The 16,260-nt window shown below is 71.1% G+C and carries 19 protein-coding genes; 7 read left to right on the top strand and 12 right to left on the bottom strand.

Going from position 1 to position 16,260, the window contains the following annotated elements:
- Positions 1–8 precede the first annotated feature (8 nt).
- Genes ABZ953_RS26065 through ABZ953_RS26080 form a run of 4 tightly spaced genes read right to left on the bottom strand, consistent with a single transcriptional unit; the run spans position 9 to position 2,432 of the window.
- Positions 9–224 carry an SDR family oxidoreductase gene (locus ABZ953_RS26065; RefSeq protein ID WP_361727964.1) on the bottom strand — a complete coding sequence of 72 codons (216 nt, stop codon included), beginning with the start codon at positions 222–224 and terminating at the stop codon, positions 9–11.
- Complete coding sequence (locus ABZ953_RS26070; protein ID WP_361727967.1) at positions 203–526, bottom strand: SDR family NAD(P)-dependent oxidoreductase; 324 nt, start codon at positions 524–526, stop codon at positions 203–205. The genes ABZ953_RS26065 and ABZ953_RS26070 overlap by 22 nt, the downstream gene beginning before the upstream one ends.
- The gene (locus ABZ953_RS26075) at positions 523–1,515 is read right to left on the bottom strand and encodes an alpha/beta fold hydrolase (protein WP_361727970.1); all 993 of its coding nucleotides are present in this window, start codon (positions 1,513–1,515) and stop codon (positions 523–525) included. The genes ABZ953_RS26070 and ABZ953_RS26075 overlap by 4 nt, the downstream gene beginning before the upstream one ends.
- Entirely contained in the window at positions 1,512–2,432 is a 921-nt protein-coding gene (locus ABZ953_RS26080) for a zinc-binding dehydrogenase (protein WP_361727973.1), read from the bottom strand. The genes ABZ953_RS26075 and ABZ953_RS26080 overlap by 4 nt, the downstream gene beginning before the upstream one ends.
- An 89-nt stretch (positions 2,433–2,521) precedes the next feature.
- On the opposite strand from ABZ953_RS26080, the gene ABZ953_RS26085 reads away from it, so the two are divergent.
- Positions 2,522–3,553, top strand: a complete 1,032-nt coding sequence (locus ABZ953_RS26085; protein WP_361727976.1) for a LysR family transcriptional regulator — start codon at positions 2,522–2,524, stop codon at positions 3,551–3,553.
- Here ABZ953_RS26085 and ABZ953_RS26090 read toward each other — a convergent pair.
- The gene (locus ABZ953_RS26090) at positions 3,517–4,167 is read right to left on the bottom strand and encodes a fasciclin domain-containing protein (RefSeq protein ID WP_361727979.1); all 651 of its coding nucleotides are present in this window, start codon (positions 4,165–4,167) and stop codon (positions 3,517–3,519) included. The genes ABZ953_RS26085 and ABZ953_RS26090 overlap by 37 nt on opposite strands.
- A 121-nt stretch (positions 4,168–4,288) precedes the next feature.
- Positions 4,289–5,920 (bottom strand): sulfite oxidase, encoded by a 1,632-nt coding sequence (locus ABZ953_RS26095; protein ID WP_361727982.1) that lies wholly within the window; start codon positions 5,918–5,920, stop codon positions 4,289–4,291.
- Positions 5,921–6,172: 252 nt separating this feature from the next.
- Between ABZ953_RS26095 and ABZ953_RS26100 the strand changes: the two genes are divergently transcribed.
- Together ABZ953_RS26100 and ABZ953_RS26105 are read left to right on the top strand one after the other, a co-directional pair.
- Complete coding sequence (locus ABZ953_RS26100; RefSeq protein ID WP_361727985.1) at positions 6,173–6,757, top strand: sigma-70 family RNA polymerase sigma factor; 585 nt, start codon at positions 6,173–6,175, stop codon at positions 6,755–6,757.
- The gene (locus tag ABZ953_RS26105; RefSeq protein ID WP_361727987.1) at positions 6,754–7,521 is read left to right on the top strand and encodes an anti-sigma factor; all 768 of its coding nucleotides are present in this window, start codon (positions 6,754–6,756) and stop codon (positions 7,519–7,521) included. Before ABZ953_RS26100 ends, ABZ953_RS26105 begins: the two co-directional genes overlap by 4 nt.
- A gap of 17 nt (positions 7,522–7,538) precedes the next feature.
- Here ABZ953_RS26105 and ABZ953_RS26110 read toward each other — a convergent pair whose 3' ends face one another.
- Complete coding sequence (locus ABZ953_RS26110) at positions 7,539–8,396, bottom strand: methyltransferase domain-containing protein (RefSeq protein ID WP_361727989.1); 858 nt, start codon at positions 8,394–8,396, stop codon at positions 7,539–7,541.
- A 299-nt stretch (positions 8,397–8,695) separates the two neighbouring features.
- On the opposite strand from ABZ953_RS26110, the gene rox reads away from it, so the two are divergent.
- Entirely contained in the window at positions 8,696–10,168 is a 1,473-nt protein-coding gene (rox, locus tag ABZ953_RS26115) for a rifampin monooxygenase (protein ID WP_361727992.1), read from the top strand.
- 33 nt (positions 10,169–10,201) lie between these two features.
- Here rox and ABZ953_RS26120 read toward each other — a convergent pair whose 3' ends face one another.
- On the bottom strand, positions 10,202–10,987 hold the full coding sequence (locus tag ABZ953_RS26120; protein WP_361727995.1) for a glucose 1-dehydrogenase: 786 nt from the start codon (positions 10,985–10,987) through the stop codon (positions 10,202–10,204).
- 70 nt (positions 10,988–11,057) lie between these two features.
- On the bottom strand, positions 11,058–11,618 hold the full coding sequence (locus ABZ953_RS26125; RefSeq protein WP_361727998.1) for a GNAT family protein: 561 nt from the start codon (positions 11,616–11,618) through the stop codon (positions 11,058–11,060).
- A 50-nt stretch (positions 11,619–11,668) separates the two neighbouring features.
- Between ABZ953_RS26125 and ABZ953_RS26130 the strand changes: the two genes are divergently transcribed.
- Positions 11,669–12,259, top strand: a complete 591-nt coding sequence (locus tag ABZ953_RS26130; protein ID WP_361728001.1) for a TetR/AcrR family transcriptional regulator — start codon at positions 11,669–11,671, stop codon at positions 12,257–12,259.
- Positions 12,260–12,563: 304 nt separating this feature from the next.
- Here the strand turns inward: ABZ953_RS26130 and ABZ953_RS26135 are convergent, their stop codons facing one another.
- The 3 genes from ABZ953_RS26135 to ABZ953_RS26145 all read right to left on the bottom strand — a co-directional run bounded on the left by ABZ953_RS26135 (position 12,564) and on the right by ABZ953_RS26145 (position 14,461).
- A complete protein-coding gene (locus tag ABZ953_RS26135) occupies positions 12,564–12,890 on the bottom strand; it encodes a plasmid stabilization protein (protein ID WP_361728004.1) in 327 nt (108 codons plus the stop codon).
- 217 nt (positions 12,891–13,107) lie between these two features.
- Positions 13,108–13,584 carry an ATP-binding protein gene (locus ABZ953_RS26140; protein WP_361728007.1) on the bottom strand — a complete coding sequence of 159 codons (477 nt, stop codon included), beginning with the start codon at positions 13,582–13,584 and terminating at the stop codon, positions 13,108–13,110.
- Positions 13,585–13,729: 145 nt separating this feature from the next.
- Positions 13,730–14,461, bottom strand: a complete 732-nt coding sequence (locus tag ABZ953_RS26145) for a GAF and ANTAR domain-containing protein (protein WP_361728009.1) — start codon at positions 14,459–14,461, stop codon at positions 13,730–13,732.
- Between the two features lie 327 nt (positions 14,462–14,788).
- On the opposite strand from ABZ953_RS26145, the gene ABZ953_RS26150 reads away from it, so the two are divergent.
- Positions 14,789–15,520 carry a GAF domain-containing protein gene (locus ABZ953_RS26150; RefSeq protein ID WP_361728309.1) on the top strand — a complete coding sequence of 244 codons (732 nt, stop codon included), beginning with the start codon at positions 14,789–14,791 and terminating at the stop codon, positions 15,518–15,520.
- Positions 15,521–15,526: 6 nt separating this feature from the next.
- Positions 15,527–16,255 (top strand): GAF and ANTAR domain-containing protein, encoded by a 729-nt coding sequence (locus tag ABZ953_RS26155; protein ID WP_361728012.1) that lies wholly within the window; start codon positions 15,527–15,529, stop codon positions 16,253–16,255.
- Positions 16,256–16,260 lie beyond the last annotated feature (5 nt).

The following is a 16,260-nucleotide window of genomic DNA, read 5'->3' on the forward strand; positions in this document are numbered from 1 at the left end:
GGCTACGGCTACCGCCCGCGGGTACGCTCAGGGGCGGTCGAGGGGACGGCGCCGACCAGGCCGCCGTCGATGACGAGATCCTGACCGTTGACGTACGACGCGTCGGGCGAGGCGAGGAACGCGACAGCCGCGGCGACCTCTTCCGAGCGTCCGAAGCGGCCGGCGACGATCTGACCGGTGACCGCCTCCGCCTCCGCTCGGGTCAGCGCGTCGGCGGGGTACATCGGCGTGTCGCCGCCGCACTCGCCCCCCGCGGGATCCGTGTGAACTCCGTCAGCCCCGCCCGTACGGTCTCCATCAACGCGTCCACCGCGCCGAGTTCGGCGGCGTCGGCCACGACGCCCGAGGCACTGGGGCCGAGTTCTCCGACGGCCGCGTCAAGCCGTGCGCGGCTGCGGCCGGTGACGACGACGTGGGCGCCTTCGGCGACGAGGCGGTGTGCTGTCGCCAGACCCATGCCGCTGGTGCCACCGGTGATGAGGACGGTCTTGCCGGTGAAGCGGTTCATGCCGGTGAAGCGGTTCATGCCGTTGTTCCCGTCAGGGTGTGCGCGAGGTGGTCGCTGAGGTGGGGCAGCCAGTCGGGCCGCGCGTTGCCGAGGAGGTGGTCGCCGTGCGGGACGGACAGGTAGCTGCCGTGCGGTGCCAGACGGGCCAGCGGCTCCCCGTTCGTCACGCCGGGGATGACGTCCTGGCCGCCGTCCACGACCAGCAGCGGAGCCGTGATGCGGAGTGCCGGGGTGGCGAGGTCCACCTGGCGTACGAACTCGTGGGCGGCGTCGGTGCCCCCGGTGCGCGTGGCCATGATGTCCCGTACGGGCGGTGGCAGTTGCTCCCAGTCGAGGCGGAAGGGACCGCTGACGGTGGCGAGGGCCGCCACCCGCGGCTCCCACGCCGCGGCACGGGCCGCGAAGTACCCGCCCAGGCTCAGGCCGACGAGCCCGACGCGTGCGACGCCGAGGGCGTCGATGACCCGGCCCACGACCCGCTCGTAGTCCGGGACGAAGGTCGTGGTCCCCGCGAGCACGCCCTGTCCGGGGCCGTCCATCGCGAACACCGCAAGACCCCTGGCCAGCAGCGCGGACACCAGATCGAGGAACTCCTCCTTGGCCGAGTCGAGGCCGGGGACGACGACCACGGTCCCCGGCGCGTCGGCGGGGCCGCGCAGCCAGCCGGTGAAGCCCTCGCCGCTCACCCGCCGCGCATCGGGCTCCAGCACGGTGAGGCCCCGGCTCAAGGCGTGATCCGCCTCTGCGGCGGCACGGTGGGCCTCCGGGTACGGCGCCAGGGTCGCCAGGTGGAACCACCGGGCCGCCATCAGGAAGTGCTCACCCTGCGAGCGCGGTGATGCCGCTTCCTGCGCGCGCCGGAGGTGTCCGTGTCCGGTGCGCAGGAAGGACGGCCCCCAGTCGGCGACACGGACGAGGCCGCCTGTGACGCGCCGGTACTCGTGAGGGTCGACGCCCGTGCCGGTGGCGCGTGTCCACTGGGCGGCGGCGAACTCGGCGGCGCTCATCGTGCTCCTCCGGTCAGCAGGACGGCCTTGCCGCGTATCCGGCGCTCGCGCAGGTCGACCAGGGTGTCGGCGGTCTGTGCCCAGTCGGTGACGCGGCCGATCTCCGGGTGCAACCGGCCCTGTTCCACGAGCCTCACCAGGGCTGCGAGATCGAAGCCGTACGGGGCGCCCGCGTAGTGGAAGTGCTGGATCGTGACGCGCTCGGGCCCGCCGAGCAGTTGGAAGAAGTCGAGGGTCGCCGGGGTGCGGCTGGCCTGGCCGAACCAGACGAGCGTGCCGCCCGGCCGCACCTTCGACAGGGCGATGGGCAGATCCGGCCCGCCCGTGGACTCAAGGACGACATCGAACGGTCCCTGAGCCGCCGCGACCTCGTGCACCACCGTCGCACCCAGCTCCGCGAGCCGTTCACCGCGTACCGGCGTGGCCGTCACCGCGGTCAGTTCGGCTCCCGCGCCGACGGCCAGCTCGGTGATGTAGTGGCCGACGCCGCCCGAGGCGCCGGTCAGGAGCACCCGTCGGCCGGCCAGGGAACCGGCCGTACGCAGCAGCCGCAGGGCGGTGATCCCGGCCAGGGGCAGAGCCGCCGCCCGTACGCTGTCGATGCTGTCCGGGAGCACCGAGAGGGAGTGCGTGGGCACGGCGGCGTACTCCGCCCAGCCGCCCAGCGCCGGGTGCCCGACCACGCGGGTGCCGATGCGGGGGCCGGAGCCGTCGGCCGCCGCCTGTACGACGAGCCCTGCGATGTCCTTGCCGGGCAACAGCCCCGGCCCGGGGCGCTCGAGGAGGAAGGTCTCGCCCCGGTTCGGCGCGATCGCCTCGACCTTGATCAGGGCCTCACCGGGCTCCGGCACGGGCTGGGGGAACTCGGCGAAGGCGACCGGCCGCGCCGCTTCCCCCGTGGGAATCAGTCTTTGCATGGGGAGGATGCAACCCCCGCGGCCGTCCCACGATCCAACAACGCACGAGCACAGCCGACAACGTTTGGTTGTCACCTATGGTGGGAGCCGTGGATCTCGACGTGGCGCAGGTACGGGCCTTCGTGCGCACCGCCGAAGAACTGCACTTCGGGCGGGCGGCCGGCACCCTCGCCATCTCCCAGCAAGCACTGTCCAAGAGGATCGCGCGGCTGGAATCCCTGCTCGGCATCGAACTGTTCCGGCGCGGCGGCAACGGCGTACGCCTCACCGAGGCCGGACAGCGTTTCCTCCTGCCTGCCCGGCAGGTCGTGGCCGCCGCCGACGCCGCTGTCGCGGCGGTGGTCGGCACGGATGATCCGCTGCGCGTGGACGTCTGGGGTCACCTCTATGCGCCGATGCGGACGCTGGCCCAGGTCGCGGGGCGGGCCGGAGACTGGACGTCGGGGCACGGGCGCGATCTGCCGTCGGTGACGACGGCGCTGCTGCGCGGCGACATCGACGCGGCCTTCGGTCGCGTCCACCCCCCGCTGCCCGCCGGCCTTGCCCACCGCCTCGTCCGCCTGGAGCCGGTGGATGCCGTGCTGAGCGAGGACCATCCGCTCGCAGCCGAACCGGCGCTGCGCCCGGACCAGTTGCGCGGCAGCGTGCTGTGGGCGCCCGGCCCGCTGAACCGGCTCGACTTCCTCAACCGGTTCGCCGACCGGTTCGGCATCCGGAACACAGCGACGAGCGTCAACCTGGGGCTTGCCCACTTCCTTGCCGAGGTGGCGGAAGAGCCGCGACGCTTCTCCCTGCTACCCGCGGATGTGCCGCTGCCGGAGGTCCCCGGACTGCGCTCCGTCCCCCTGGTCGATCCCACGCCGCTGTACGCCTGGTCACTGCTGTGGCGCACCGGCGACGCGCACCCGGGCCTTGCCGGACTCACCGCCGCCTGCGCGGGGGAGGCCGGGCGCAGGCGGTGGCTGGAGTACGACCCGGCTCGCGACTGGCTGCCCGAACCACCCACATCCGAAGCACCCACAAGCGATCCCGTCGGCGCGCAAGCCGGGGCCTGTGTGGACGACGGGGGTCCAAAGGCAGGCTCTCAGCTCTTGGGCATGAGGACGGTGTCGATGATGTAGACGTTGGCGTTGGCGGTCTTCACGTTGCCGCACACCACGTCGGCACTGTCGTTGACCTTGTACGACTCGCCGGATCCGGACGTGGTGAGCCTGCTCTTCTCCAGCGTCTCGAAGGAGCCGTCCGCCAGGTCCCCGGGGGCGAGCTTCTTGCCGACCACGTGGTACGTGAGGATCTTGGTGAGCTGGTCCTTGTCGCCCAGGACCTTGTCCAGGTCGGCCTTGGGGATCTTCGCGAAGGCGTCGTTGGTCGGGGCGAAGACGGTGATGTCCTTGGCGTTGTTGAGCGTGTCGACGAGTCCGGCCTTCCGCACGGCCGTGACGAGCGTGGACAGGGCCGGATTGTTCGAGGCGGCGGTGGCGACCGGATCCTCGGCCATGCCGTCGAAGCTGCCCTTGCCGTCCTTGGGCACGGTGGAACAAGCCGGACCGAACGGCTCGCTCATGCTCCCCATGTCCTGGGACGGGCCCGCCTTGTCGGCTCCCTTGGAGGCCGTTTCCGATGCACTGTCGGACGCCTTGTCCTTTGAGTCGCCGTCAGAACAGGCCGTCAGCCCCAGCGGCAGCAGGGCGGCCGCGGCGACGGTGACAGCTGCGCGGCGGATACGAGTCTGCATGGCAATCCCTCGACGATCAGTTTCCGTGAGGGCCCGCTGCCCTCATCATCTGGAATCCGGAACTGATCGCCCCACGGATTGGTCCATCACGCGACAGCGTGAAACGGCCCTGCGGCACGGTTCAGTCGACGGTGACCGCGACGGAGTGGCGGCCGGAGGCGCCGTCGGGGATGGTGCGGGTGCGCTCGTCCGTCTGGGTCTCGCCGGTGCGGTCCGTGGCCCGGACGGTGACTGTGTGGCTCCCCTTCGTCGCCCGCCAGGGGTACGACCACTGGCGCCAGGTGTCACGGGTGTCCTCGGCGGCGAGATCGGCCTCCTGCCAGGGCCCGTCGTCCACGCGTACCTCGACCTTGTCGATACCGCGGTGCTGGGCCCAGGCCACACCGGCGACCATGATCGTGCCGGCCTTCGGGCGGCCGAAGGGCTTGAGGGTGTCGATGCGCGACTGAGTCTTGACCGGGGCACGTTGGGCCCAGCCCCTCTTCACCCAGTACGAGTCGTAGGCGTCGAAGGTGGTGAGTTCGATGTCCTTGATCCATTTGCAGGCCGAGACGTAGCCGTACAGGCCGGGCACCACCATGCGGACGGGAAAGCCGTGCTCGAAGGGCAGCGGCTGCCCGTTCATGCCGAGGGCGAGCATCGCGTCGCGGCCGTCCATGACGTCCTCCACCGGGGTGCCGATGGTCATTCCGTCCACCGAGCGCGCCACCAGTTGATCCGCGGACCCGCCCTTGGAGGGGGACTTCACCCCGCACCGCTCCAGAAGATCGGCCAGTCGTACGCCGATCCAGCGGGCGTTGCCTGCGTAGGGCCCGCCGACCTCGTTGGACACGCAGGTCAGGGTGATGTCCCGCTCGATGAGCGGCATGCCGAGCAAGTCGTCGAAGGAAAGCCGCACTTCGCGCTCGACGCCCTGGCCGTGGATGCGCAGCCGCCATCGGGTGGCGTCGACCTTGGGTACGACCAGGGCGGTGTCGACGCGGTAGAAGTCGCCGTTGGGGGTGGTGAACGGGCTGATGCCGTTGATCCTCAGCGCGGTGCCGCGTGGCACGGGCGCGGCCTTCGAGGAGGGAGCGGGCAGCGTCACGGCGTTGCGTGAGGCGACCGCCTTCTGGCCCTGCGAGCCGTTCAGAGCCCGCCCGGCCAGACCGGCACCGGTCGACGCGGCGGCAGCGGCGGTGGCCGCGAGGATGAATCCCCGCCGGTCCCAGCCGGGTTCGGCCGCGGTGGCCGCCGAAACCGCTGGCTCTGCTGGAGCCGCCGGAGCCGCCGGAGCCGCCGGAAACATCGTCCGGTCCAGACGACCGATCAGCCAGTGCAGCAGGACGGCCCCGGCGACCGCGCCGAGAACGGAGGGCAGCGCGTCGGTGAAACCCGTCGAGTCGGGACGGCTGACGGCGGCCAGCGCCCCGACGGCCCCGAAGGCCAAAACGCCGCTCGAACCCATCAGCCGCCATCGGGCCGCGACCATGCCCAGGACCAGGGCGAGCACCCCGAGCACGCCGAGGATGCCCAGCTGCAGGATCAGTTTGTCGTCGGTGCCGAACTGACGGATGGCCCAGTCCTTCACCGACGCCGGTGTCCGGTCGATCGCCGCCCCGCCGACCGCGACGACGGGCCCCGCCTCGGGCCGTACCGCGGCGGCGACCAGTTCGGCGACCGCGACGGCGGCGTATCCGGCGAGCAGGCCGCTCAGGGCACCGAGCGAGAGGCGTCCGATGCCGCGGAGCGGCTGATGTGTCACGTCGTCCATGCTCAGGAATCCGTCCTCGCCCCGCGTCCGGATTGGTCATTCACGCGTACGGGCTCTGCCGCACCGCCGTCCGGGGCACGCCGCCTCCTCTGACAGTCGCCCGGTGGCGCGGCCGTGTCCAGCTCTGCCCTCGGGCCGCGGGCGCCCGTGTGAATCCCGGGCTCGGCCCGAGGTGGACCAATCCGCCACCGCCGTCGCTCCGAATCATGGGAGTAGCCAGCGTCGTACGCCCGCTCCATGGAGGACCGCTGCGTGAAGGAAGTCGTGCACATCGGGTCATGGACCACTCCGGGACCCGATCTTCAAGAGCTCGTCGCCCGGGTCGCCCAGGGCGACCAGAAGGCCTTCTCCGGGATCTATGACGCCGTGGCCGGACCCGTGCTCGGGGTCGTCCGTGCCGTGCTGCGCGATCACGCCCAGTCCGAGGAAGTGGCCCAGGAAGTGCTGCTGGAAGTCTGGCGCACGGCACCCCGCTACCGGCACGACCTCGGAACGGCACGGAACTGGATCCTCACACTCGCCCACCGCCGGGCCATCGACCGGGTGCGCTCCGTCGAAGCCTCCGCGGCCCGCGACCGCAAAGCCGCACTCCTCGCGCGCGACCGGGACTTCGACGAGGTCAGCGAACAGGTGGAGACCCGCCTTGAACACGAACAGGTACGCCGCTGCCTGCGCACCCTGACCGAAGTCCAACGGCAGTCCGTCACCCTGGCCTACTACCGCGGCCTGACCTACCGGCAGGTGGCCGAACTTCTCGCTCTTCCGCTGGGAACCATCAAGACCCGCCTCAGGGACGGACTCATTCGTCTTCGCGACTGCCTGGGGGTCAGCGCATGAGCATCATCGACGACCCGCACACCCTCACGGGTGCCTACGCGGTGGACGCGCTGGACGACGAGGAGCGCGCGGCGGTGGAGGAGCACCTCACGCGGTGCGACACCTGCGCGCAGGAGGTGCGCGAGTTCACCGCGACCGCGGCCCGTCTGGGGCAGGCCGCCGCGGTCGCGCCCCGACCGGGCATGAAGGACGAGGTCCTGCGCCGCATCACCACCGTCCGCCAGGAAGTCCCCCTCGCCACGACCGACCCCGGCCCCGGCCCCGGCCCCGGCAACGTACGACAGCGGTCCTACCGTCTCTCGCGCTGGGCGCTCGCGGCCTGCCTGGCTGCGGCGGCGGGCCTGGGCGGCACCGCCGTCTGGCAGCATCAGCAGGCCCAGAACGCCCGCGAGCAGGCACAGCGGACGCAGCGTCAGGCCGACGACGTCGCCGCGGTCCTGGCCGCCCCCGACGCCAGGACCCGCACCGGCAAGCTGTCCGGCGGCGGCAACGCGACCGTCGTCGTCTCCGCAAGCCGCGACCGGGCCGTTTTCCTGGCGGCCGAGCTGCCCGCTCCCCCGCGGGGCAAGGTCTACCAACTGTGGTTCGACGACGACGGAAGCATGCGGCCGGCCGGGCTCCTGAACCCCGGCAAGAGCACGGACTCCCTCCTGCTGGACGGCCACATCGACCAGGCCACCGGCATGGGCATCACCCTGGAACCCACCGGAGGATCGTCCGAACCCACCAGCGCACCCGTGGCACTGATGAACTTCCCCGCCTGAGGTCCCTGCTTCGCGCGTCAGGCGCGCCGGCCGTGGAAGATGCCCCACCTCACGTATCCGTTTCGGCAGGCGGCGGCCATCTCCGGCAGGCTCGTTCGCAGGTGGTCGATGTACGGGGCGCTGACGCTCTTCACCAGGCCCGGCGCCGGGGTGCGGACTGCCTCGGTCAGGTGGTGGTAGTGCGTCTCGATGTGGTCGCTGAGATCGTCGAATCCGACGTCGGCGAACCCGAGTGACCGCAGGTGTGCGTCGTAGAAGGCGGGCGTGGCGACGTCGGTGAGGCGCAGGCGCTCCGCGACCGACCGGAGTGCGTCGCCGGGGGCGTCCTCGGCGGCCATGACGTCGGTGAACACCAGGTGGCCGCCGGGCTTGAGGACCCGGTGTGCTTCCCGGAGCACACCGGCCCGGTCACCGCTGTGGCACAGGGCTTCCTGGGACCAGACGACCTCGAACGACGCGTCGGGCGCGGGGATGTCCTGGAAGGAACCCGACACCACCTCGATCCGGTCGTCGAGGCCGCGCCGCGCGTTGAGTTCGCGGTGCCGGGCGTTCTGGACCTCGCTGATGTTCAGGGCCACGACGCGGCAACCGAACCGGTCGGCGAGTCTGCGGGCCGCGCCTCCGAAGCCGGACCCCAGATCCAGGACCGACGTGCCGGGGCCGAGCCCGTCACTCACCGCCGCAGCCATCCGCGCGACGGTCCGCCCGGAGGCCGCGGCGATGCCCTCCTGCCCGTCCGCGTACACCTCGCCCGCGTACACCCCGACGTGGATGTCCTCGCCACCCCACGTATGGGCGTAGAAGGCATCGATGTCATCGGTGTCGTAGTACGCGCGGGCCACATCGGTGGCTCGCGCCGCATTGTCCTCAGCCATGGGGCATTCCTCGGCAGGGACGGCCCCGCACAAACCCGGCTTTCGGACACGCCCAGGCCGAACAGAGGCCGAATAGAGGCCGAACACAGGCAGAACGCGGGCAGAACGCGGGCGAAAAGAGTTGGACGGGGCGACGGCCGGGCTTATAGCTTGCGGTCGACCGTGACACCGCCCGAGGAGGTGAGACCCATGAACGTTGCATCGACGTGGGTGCTCCCCCTTCCCGTCACGGCCGGCGATTGACGTAGGTGTCCGCCGGGAGCGCCTCGACCACAAGGCACTCCTGAAGGGCAACACCTGTGGACTCTCCGCGATTCACCGCCGCTCCGTCGCCGGACGCACCCCTCGGGTACGACGTGATCATCGCCGGGTGCGGGCCGACCGGCGCGATGCTGGCCGCCGAACTGCGACTGCACGACGTACGGGTACTCGTCCTGGAAAAGGAGACCGAGCCCCTGTCGTTCGTCCGCATCGTCGGCCTGCACATGCGCAGCCTCGAGCTGATGGCCATGCGCGGACTGCTGGATCGCCTTCTCGCACACGGAAGGCGGCGTCCGGCCGCCGGATTCTTCGCCGCCATCGACAAACCCGCGCCCAAGGACCTCGACTCCGCGCACGCCTATCTGCTGGGCATTCCGCAGCCGGTCATCGTCGACCAGCTCGAAGGGCATGCGGTTCACCTGGGTGCGCAGATCCGGCGTGACTGCGCCGTGGCCGGTTTCGAGCAGGACGACGAGGGCGTGACCGTCGAGCTGGCCGACGGCGAACGGCTGCGGTCGCGCTATCTCGTCGGCTGTGACGGCGGGCGCAGCACGGTACGGAAACTGCTCGGTGTCGGCTTCCCCGGCGAGCCCTCGCACACCGAGACGCTGATGGGCGAGATGAAAGTGGGCGTGCCGCGGGAGGAGGTCGCCGCCAAGGTGGCCGAAATCGGCAGGACAAACAGGCGATTCTGGCTCCGGCCCTTCGGCGAAGGGGCCTACAGCGTCGTGGTCCCCGCCGCGGGAGTCAGCGAGCGCGCGGAGCCGCCCACCCTGGAGGATTTCAGACGGGAGCTGCGCGCCGTCGCCGGAACCGATTTCGGCGTGCACTCCCCGCGCTGGTTGTCCCGCTTCGGGGATGCCACCCGGCTTGCCGAACGGTATCGGGTCGGGCGGGTGCTGCTGGCCGGCGACGCGGCACACATCCATCCGCCCACCGGCGGACAGGGCCTCAACCTGGGCGTTCAGGACGCGTTCAACCTCGGCTGGAAACTGGCCGCCCAGATCAACGGCTGGGCGCCGGACACCCTCCTCGACACCTATGAGGCCGAACGTCACCCGGTCGCCGAGGACGTGCTGGACAACACGCGCGCCCAGATGGAACTGCACTCCACCGAACCGGGCCCGCGGGCCGTGCGCAGGCTGCTCACGGAACTGATGGACTTCGACGAGGTGAACCGCCATCTGATCGAGAAGATCACCGCGATCGGCATCCGCTACGACTTCGGTGAAGGCCCCGACCTGCTCGGCCGCCGCCTGCGCGACATCGACGTGAAGCAGGGCCGCCTCTACGACCTGCTGCACGGCGGCCGCGGACTGCTCCTCGACCGCACCGAACGACTGACCGTCGGCGGCTGGTCGGACCGGGTCGATCACCTCGCGGATCCCACCGCGGCGCTGGACGTCCCATGCGTCCTGCTGCGGCCCGACGGCCACGTCGCCTGGATCGGCGACGACCAGCGCGACCTGGACGCCCACCTCTCCCGCTGGTTCGGCGGGCCCACCGGCTGATCCAGGACCCTTGGGGGGCTGGAGAGGGCCGCGTCAGTGCGCGGTCCAGCCCCCGTCGAGTACGAGATTCGCGCCGGTCATGTACGAGGAACGGTCCGACGCCAGAAACAGTGCCGCCTCGGCTGCCTCTTCCGGGGTGCCGAGGCGGCCAAGGAGAGTACGTTCCTCGAACTGCCTGCGCCGCTTCTCGGAGTCACCCGTCGAGTCCAGGGCCGTCTGCAACAGGTCGGTGAGGATCACGCCGGGGCTGAGGGTGTTGACCCGGATGCCGTCGGCCGCATGGTCGACGGCCAGCGCCCGGGTCAGCTGCAACACACCGGCCTTGGACGCCGAGTACGCCGCGACCGCCTCCGATCCGACCAGCGCGAGCTCGGACGCGACGTTGACGATGACGCCGCTGCCCGCGCCGCGCAGTCCGGGCAGCGCGTGCTTGACGCAGAGGAACACTCCCTTGAGGTTGACGTCCATCAGCCGGTCCCACTCCCCGACCGTGGTGTCCTCCACCCGCTTGGCGAACTCGACCCCCGCGTTGTTCACCAATACGTCCAGACGCCCGAACCGGTCCATCGTCCGGCGCATCAGGGCGATCACGTCCTCCTCACGGGTGACGTCGCACCGCATGGCGACCGCCTCCCCGCCCTCCTCCGCGATCAGACCCCCGGTCTCCGTCAGCGGCCCCTCCTTGTCACCGGCCACCACGACGTGCGCTCCGTCGGCCGCCAGGCGCCGCGCGATGGCACGCCCGAGCCCGCTCCCCGCACCGGTCACCACGGCGCACCGGCCATCCATGGACATGGGCACGGACGTAGGCATGGACATGCTCTGCTCCCCTCACTCGACAGGCCATTCGTCAGGTCACTCGTACGACCTCGATCACTGACAGCGGTGCTCAGGCCACGTCGTTTGAAACCGCCCGCCGCTCGGGGGCGAGAACCGCCCAGACCTTCTTGTCGTGGCGCGCGCCCCCGTACGGCCAGGCCTCGCGCCGTACGCCCTCCAGCGTCATGCCGAGCCGCTTGGCCACCGCCGAGCTGCGGTCGTTGTCGGCCCGGCAGTGCCACTCCGCGCGGTGCAGTCCACGGGACTCGAACGCCCAGTCAAGGAGCGCGCCGCACGCCTGCGTGATCAGACCGTGGCCCTCGGCGGACGGCTCCAGCCAGCAGCCGACCTCGCACGAGCCGGCAGCGGCGTCGAAGTCCGTGAACATCACGCCACCGACAAGGACACCGTCCCGCCATATGCCGTACAGGCGGGCACCGTCGTCGGCCTGGCGATCGGCGTAGCGCTTGAGCGTGGCCCGCGCGCCGTCCAGGTCGTCGGTGACGAACCCGGCGCCGACCCACGGGCGGATGTGCTCGCGGGCCCGGTCCAGGTGCTCCGCGAACTCCTCGGCATGCCAGACCTCCAGCGGAGCAAGGCGAGCACCATGGCGCAGCGACAGCGAGAACATGAGGGCCTCCTATTTGCATAACACGTGTTATGGCAATGTACCGTGGCGGCATGCCACGCACCAAGGGAGATCACGAAGCCCGCCGACGCGACGTGTCCGAGGCGGTCTGGCAGGTCATGGCCACGCACGGCTTCGCGGGTCTGACGCTGCGCGCCGTCGCCGCCGAGCTGGGGGCGACCACCGGCCTGCTCACGCACTACTTCCCCACGAAGCGGGCCCTGGTGGAGTACGCCCTCGACCTGCTCGAACAGCGCACGCTCTCCCGCCCCCGCCGCACGTCGGGCAAGGGCCTTGCCGCCCTCAGGGACGCGCTCCTGGACATCCTGCCGCTGACTCCCGAGGCCATCGACAGCAACCGGATCTGGGTCTCCTCCTGGGACACCGCGCTGTCCGACCCCGCCCTGAGCGCCGACTACGCCCGCAAGTACGCCCAGGGCCGCGACCGGATGCGCGAGCGGGTGATCGCGGCCCAGGAGCTCGGCGAGCTGCCTGCCGGCGATCCCACGGACATCGCGGCCGGTGCCGAGTCCTTCGCGCTCGGCCTGGTCGTCCAGGCCCTGTTCGACCCTGCGGCGTTCCCGCCGCAGCGACAGACGGACCTTCTGGACGACTACCTCACCGCACTGGCCACGCGGCCCTGACCGGGTGGCCTCGGGGCGGCGCGGCCGTCAGACTGCGCGGGACCGGACGCCGCCGACCCTCCCGTAGCCCACCCATGCCTCAGCCCGCCGCAGATCCCGCCGGGCCGGACACCGTCCCTGCCCTGTGCGGCCACACGCACCTGTTCCCGGGCGCCCGATGCCGTCTGCCGGGGCTGTCGAAGAACGCGCTTGGCTCGTGCGGGAGTTCACCCCGGAATTCACTCCGGAAGGAGCCGAGGTCGAGTTGGCGATCGGCAACCGCGCGGCGTCCTGAGCGTCGGGCGCGGGCGTCAGCTCCGGCCGCTCAGCGCCCCAGCGCCTTCTTCAGCTGCTGCTTGTTCATCGAGGAACGGCCGTCGACGTTCTTCTTCTTGGCCTCTTCGTAGAGCTGGTCCTTCGTGGGACCCTGAGCACCGCTGTGCGAGCGCTCCCCGCCGCGCTGGGAAGCCGACTTCGGGTCCTTCGTCGACGTCCTGCTCGCGGTCTTCGACTCGCCGGAGCGGGCCCGCTCCTTGTTGACCGTGCGCGCCGCGATCTCCTCGGCGCGGCCCTTGGACGCCCCGCGGTCCTCGGCGCTGTCCTTGATGTGCTCGTACTGACGCTCACGCTTGTTGCTGGATCCAGCCGGCATGGTGGCCTCGCTTTCCTCATCGACACCGCGCACGGCACGTCTTCGTAGGTGCGGCGGCGCCCTTTGTGGGCATAGCGCCCAGTTTCACACCGGTACCCCGACCCCGCCCGGCCAATCGGCCCGCCCCGCACCACGGGGCGCGGGCAGCGTGAGGCCACCCGTCCGCCCGCGGAAGCGGTCAGGGTCCGAGGTCACCGTGTGGCCGGCCGCCGCCCGGTCACACCACCTGCTGCCCCGCCGTCTCACCCACCGGCTCGTCGGCCAGGACCACGGCGGCCTTGATGCGCTTGCCCACGGGCTCGCGGTGCACCTCGAAACTGCGGCACACCGCCGTCACGATCTCCAGTCCGTGCTGGCCGATCCGGCTCGCGTCCGGGGCGAGGACCACCGGCATCGTCGCGCTGCTGTCCCACACGGTCACTTCGACCGCCCCTTCACCGACCCCCAGGGTCAGCAGGCACGGCCCGGGAGCGTATTTGCGGGCGTTGGTCACCAGCTCGCTCACCACCAGTTGAATCATGCCGACCACCCTCGCCGACACCGGTAGTCCGTGCAGGGACTGCAACGATGCCAGAAAGTCACGAGCCATCCCGCGCGCGACAGCGATCTCTTCGCTGCCGTCGAAAGCCGCGGACGTCTCGATGGGGCGGCCCGCGAGGAGTCCCTGCTCCTCACTCTGCCCAGCCAGGTTCATACAGTTCGCCTCACTGCCGAAGCGTCGTCATTCAACAATCCGCTTACCCCGGAATCACCACCGCATGCCCCGCACATGCTTGCCACGGACAGTGGTCCGACAGCGGCCCCGCGAACGCTCGGACCAGGGCAGTTCCCCCCCGGCCTCAGCTTTCGGGGAACTGCGGCAGATCGGGCAGGCGCAGGCCCTCATGGACGATATTACGGGCGACTTCGGCCAGATCGGTATGACGGGTGTGCGCGTGGGCGCGCAGCAGCGCGAGGGCCTGACCCGCGGTGAGGCCGTGCCGGTAGCTGATCATGCCGGTGGCCTGGTGGACGACGGCGTCGGCGGGCAGGAGCCAGGCCTCGGCGGCATCGTCCTCACCGGGAGCGGGGACGGAGAGGAGCAGCAGTTCGGCGGCGTCCGCGTGGGCACGGGCAGTGTGCAGGTCTCCGTCGGAAAGGACGCCGGGCCGGTCCCGGTAGAGCGACAGTACGAGCCCCGGCTGCGGGCTGCTGTGCCGGGGAACGGCGACGGGGAGCGCGAAGGCGGCCCGGATGCCGTGGGCGCGGGCTTCGGCCGCGTAAACGGGCCAGTTGCCGGTCGCGTCGTGGTCGTCGAGGTCCGGGGCGAGCACCGGCCTGCGGCGGCTGAGGGCCTCGACGCAGGGGCCTTCGCCCAGGTTGATCTGCAGGGCTTCCCCTTGGGAGGCCAACGGCCCGTCGGCGGCCAGGGAGACGCGCTGCGCCAGCGCGGCGTCCGCCGCCAGCGTCAGTCCGGCCGACCAGGAGGGCCCGAGGGCGGCCCGGCACGCCCGGGTCAGGCTGCTCGCGGGGTCGGGGTGGTCCAGGTGGAGGGCGGCAAGCTCCGCGGCCATCGCCCGGTGGGCGGTCACAGGATCCGGGCGCGGGGCGCGGGCAGCGAGAGGGCGCCCAGGACGGTGCACATGGCCTTGTTTCCGATCTTTGGCACTCACCGCCGATACTGCCCAAGATCGGAAGCCAATGTCAGGGTTGCCGTTGTCAGGGTTGCCGTGCGAGACGAAATCATCTGCTGAAAGCGGGCAGCCTGCGGTCCCACCCTATGCCCGCGCCGCCCGGCAGCGCTGCCTGTACGGAAAGCGGGGCTCCGGCGCCATAGACTTGCGCAGCCGTTTCCCGGACGGGTTCGGCCAGGCAGGACGACATGGGTTCGGCCAGGCGGGGGGTGGGTGATCGTGACCATGAGGGGCGACCTTGCCGCCGTACTGGGGAGCCTGCGCCCGGCACCCGGCAGCGGAGGTCTGGTCGGGGCCGATGCGGCGCGGTGCGCCCATGCGCTGGGCTTCGACGGTGTGGCGGTGTCCGTGACGGTCGGCGGCCGGTTCAACGAGCTGCTGTGGGCCTCCGAGGGCGTCAGCACATACCTGGAGGACCTGCAGTTCACGCTGGGGCAGGGGCCTGGACCGGAGGTCGCCGCCTCGGGCCGGGCGGTCGCCGCGCCCGATCTGGCGCGGGAGCCGGAGGACCGGTGGCCGGCCCTGCTGCCCGAGGCTCTGGCGCTGGGAATCGGTGCGGTGTTCTGCCTTCCGTTGCGGGCGGGCAGTGCGTGCCTGGGCGCCATGACGTTGCAGCGTGCCAGGACCGGCCCGCCTCAGGAGCGGCCGTCGGACGACGCGTTACTCGTCACGCACGCCCTGACCGCCGCGCTGGTCCGGGACAGTGAGCAGTGGGACGCGTTCACGGCCGGGGAGAACGGCTCGCACTTCTACCGGGCCGCCGTGCACCAGGCCGCCGGGATGATCAGTGTGCAGGCCGACGTATCCCTGGCCGAAGCGCTGGTCCGGCTGCGTGCCCACGCCTTCCGGCACGGCCGCCCTGTGGTCGAGGTCGCCGAGGACGTGGTGGCACGGCGGGTGCATTTTCGCCAAGACGATGAAGACGAGCCGGGCGTGTATGGCCGGCAGAGGGACTGATTGGCCATGACTCGAGAAGAACGCCTGCTGGCGGCCGTCATCGACGCGGTCGACACGCTCGTCGACGACTTCGACCTGATCGACTTCCTGCACAAGCTGTGCGATCGCTGCACCGAGCTGCTCGATGTGTCGGCGGTCGGTGTCATGCTCGAAGACCCCGGCGGCACACTCCAGTTGATCGCCGCCTCCGACGAGCACACGAGACTGCTTGAACTCTTCGCTCTCCAGCACGACCAGGGCCCCTGCGTGGAGTGCCATCGCAGCGGCACGGTGCGGCTGAACATCGACCTGACCTCGCCCGAGCAGACCGCGCCTTTCCCGGTCTTCGCGGCGCGGGCGCGCCAGGCCGGTTTCCGCGCGACCCACGCACTGCCCATGCGCCTTCGCGAGGAAGTCATCGGCGCGCTGAACCTCTTCGACACCCGCCCGCAGGACCTCTCCGCCGCCGACGCGCGGGTGGCGCAGGCCCTGGCGGACGTGGCGACCATCGCCATCCTGCAGCACCGCACGGTCGCCCACGCCAACCAGCGACGTGCCCAGATGCACGCGGCTCTGACCAGCCGCGTCGTCATCGAGCAGGCCAAGGGCATCCTCGCCGAACGCTGGAACACGGACGTGGACACCGCTTTCGACGCCGTGCGCCGCCATGCCCGCTCCCACCGGATCGGCCTGATCCAGCTGTGCCGCCAACTCGTCGACGGCGACGTGGGCGCCGACGCCATACGGCGTCCTTGAGGGCT

This window comes from Streptomyces sp. NPDC046465, assembly GCF_040646035.1.
Classification (GTDB): domain Bacteria; phylum Actinomycetota; class Actinomycetes; order Streptomycetales; family Streptomycetaceae; genus Streptomyces.

Coding starts and splice junctions, on each gene's coding strand:
- ABZ953_RS26065 (WP_361727964.1), bottom strand. CDS start 224: ATGTACCCCGCCGACGCGCTGACCCGAGCGGAGGCGGAGGCGGTCACC.
- ABZ953_RS26070 (WP_361727967.1), bottom strand. CDS start 526: ATGAACCGCTTCACCGGCATGAACCGCTTCACCGGCAAGACCGTCCTC.
- ABZ953_RS26075 (WP_361727970.1), bottom strand. CDS start 1,515: ATGAGCGCCGCCGAGTTCGCCGCCGCCCAGTGGACACGCGCCACCGGC.
- ABZ953_RS26080 (WP_361727973.1), bottom strand. CDS start 2,432: ATGCAAAGACTGATTCCCACGGGGGAAGCGGCGCGGCCGGTCGCCTTC.
- ABZ953_RS26090 (WP_361727979.1), bottom strand. CDS start 4,167: ATGCAGACTCGTATCCGCCGCGCAGCTGTCACCGTCGCCGCGGCCGCC.
- ABZ953_RS26095 (WP_361727982.1), bottom strand. CDS start 5,920: ATGGACGACGTGACACATCAGCCGCTCCGCGGCATCGGACGCCTCTCG.
- ABZ953_RS26105 (WP_361727987.1), top strand. CDS start 6,754: ATGAGCATCATCGACGACCCGCACACCCTCACGGGTGCCTACGCGGTG.
- ABZ953_RS26110 (WP_361727989.1), bottom strand. CDS start 8,396: ATGGCTGAGGACAATGCGGCGCGAGCCACCGATGTGGCCCGCGCGTAC.
- ABZ953_RS26120 (WP_361727995.1), bottom strand. CDS start 10,987: ATGTCCATGCCTACGTCCGTGCCCATGTCCATGGATGGCCGGTGCGCC.
- ABZ953_RS26125 (WP_361727998.1), bottom strand. CDS start 11,618: ATGTTCTCGCTGTCGCTGCGCCATGGTGCTCGCCTTGCTCCGCTGGAG.
- ABZ953_RS26130 (WP_361728001.1), top strand. CDS start 11,669: ATGCCACGCACCAAGGGAGATCACGAAGCCCGCCGACGCGACGTGTCC.
- ABZ953_RS26135 (WP_361728004.1), bottom strand. CDS start 12,890: ATGCCGGCTGGATCCAGCAACAAGCGTGAGCGTCAGTACGAGCACATC.
- ABZ953_RS26140 (WP_361728007.1), bottom strand. CDS start 13,584: ATGAACCTGGCTGGGCAGAGTGAGGAGCAGGGACTCCTCGCGGGCCGC.
- ABZ953_RS26150 (WP_361728309.1), top strand. CDS start 14,789: ATGAGGGGCGACCTTGCCGCCGTACTGGGGAGCCTGCGCCCGGCACCC.
- ABZ953_RS26155 (WP_361728012.1), top strand. CDS start 15,527: ATGACTCGAGAAGAACGCCTGCTGGCGGCCGTCATCGACGCGGTCGAC.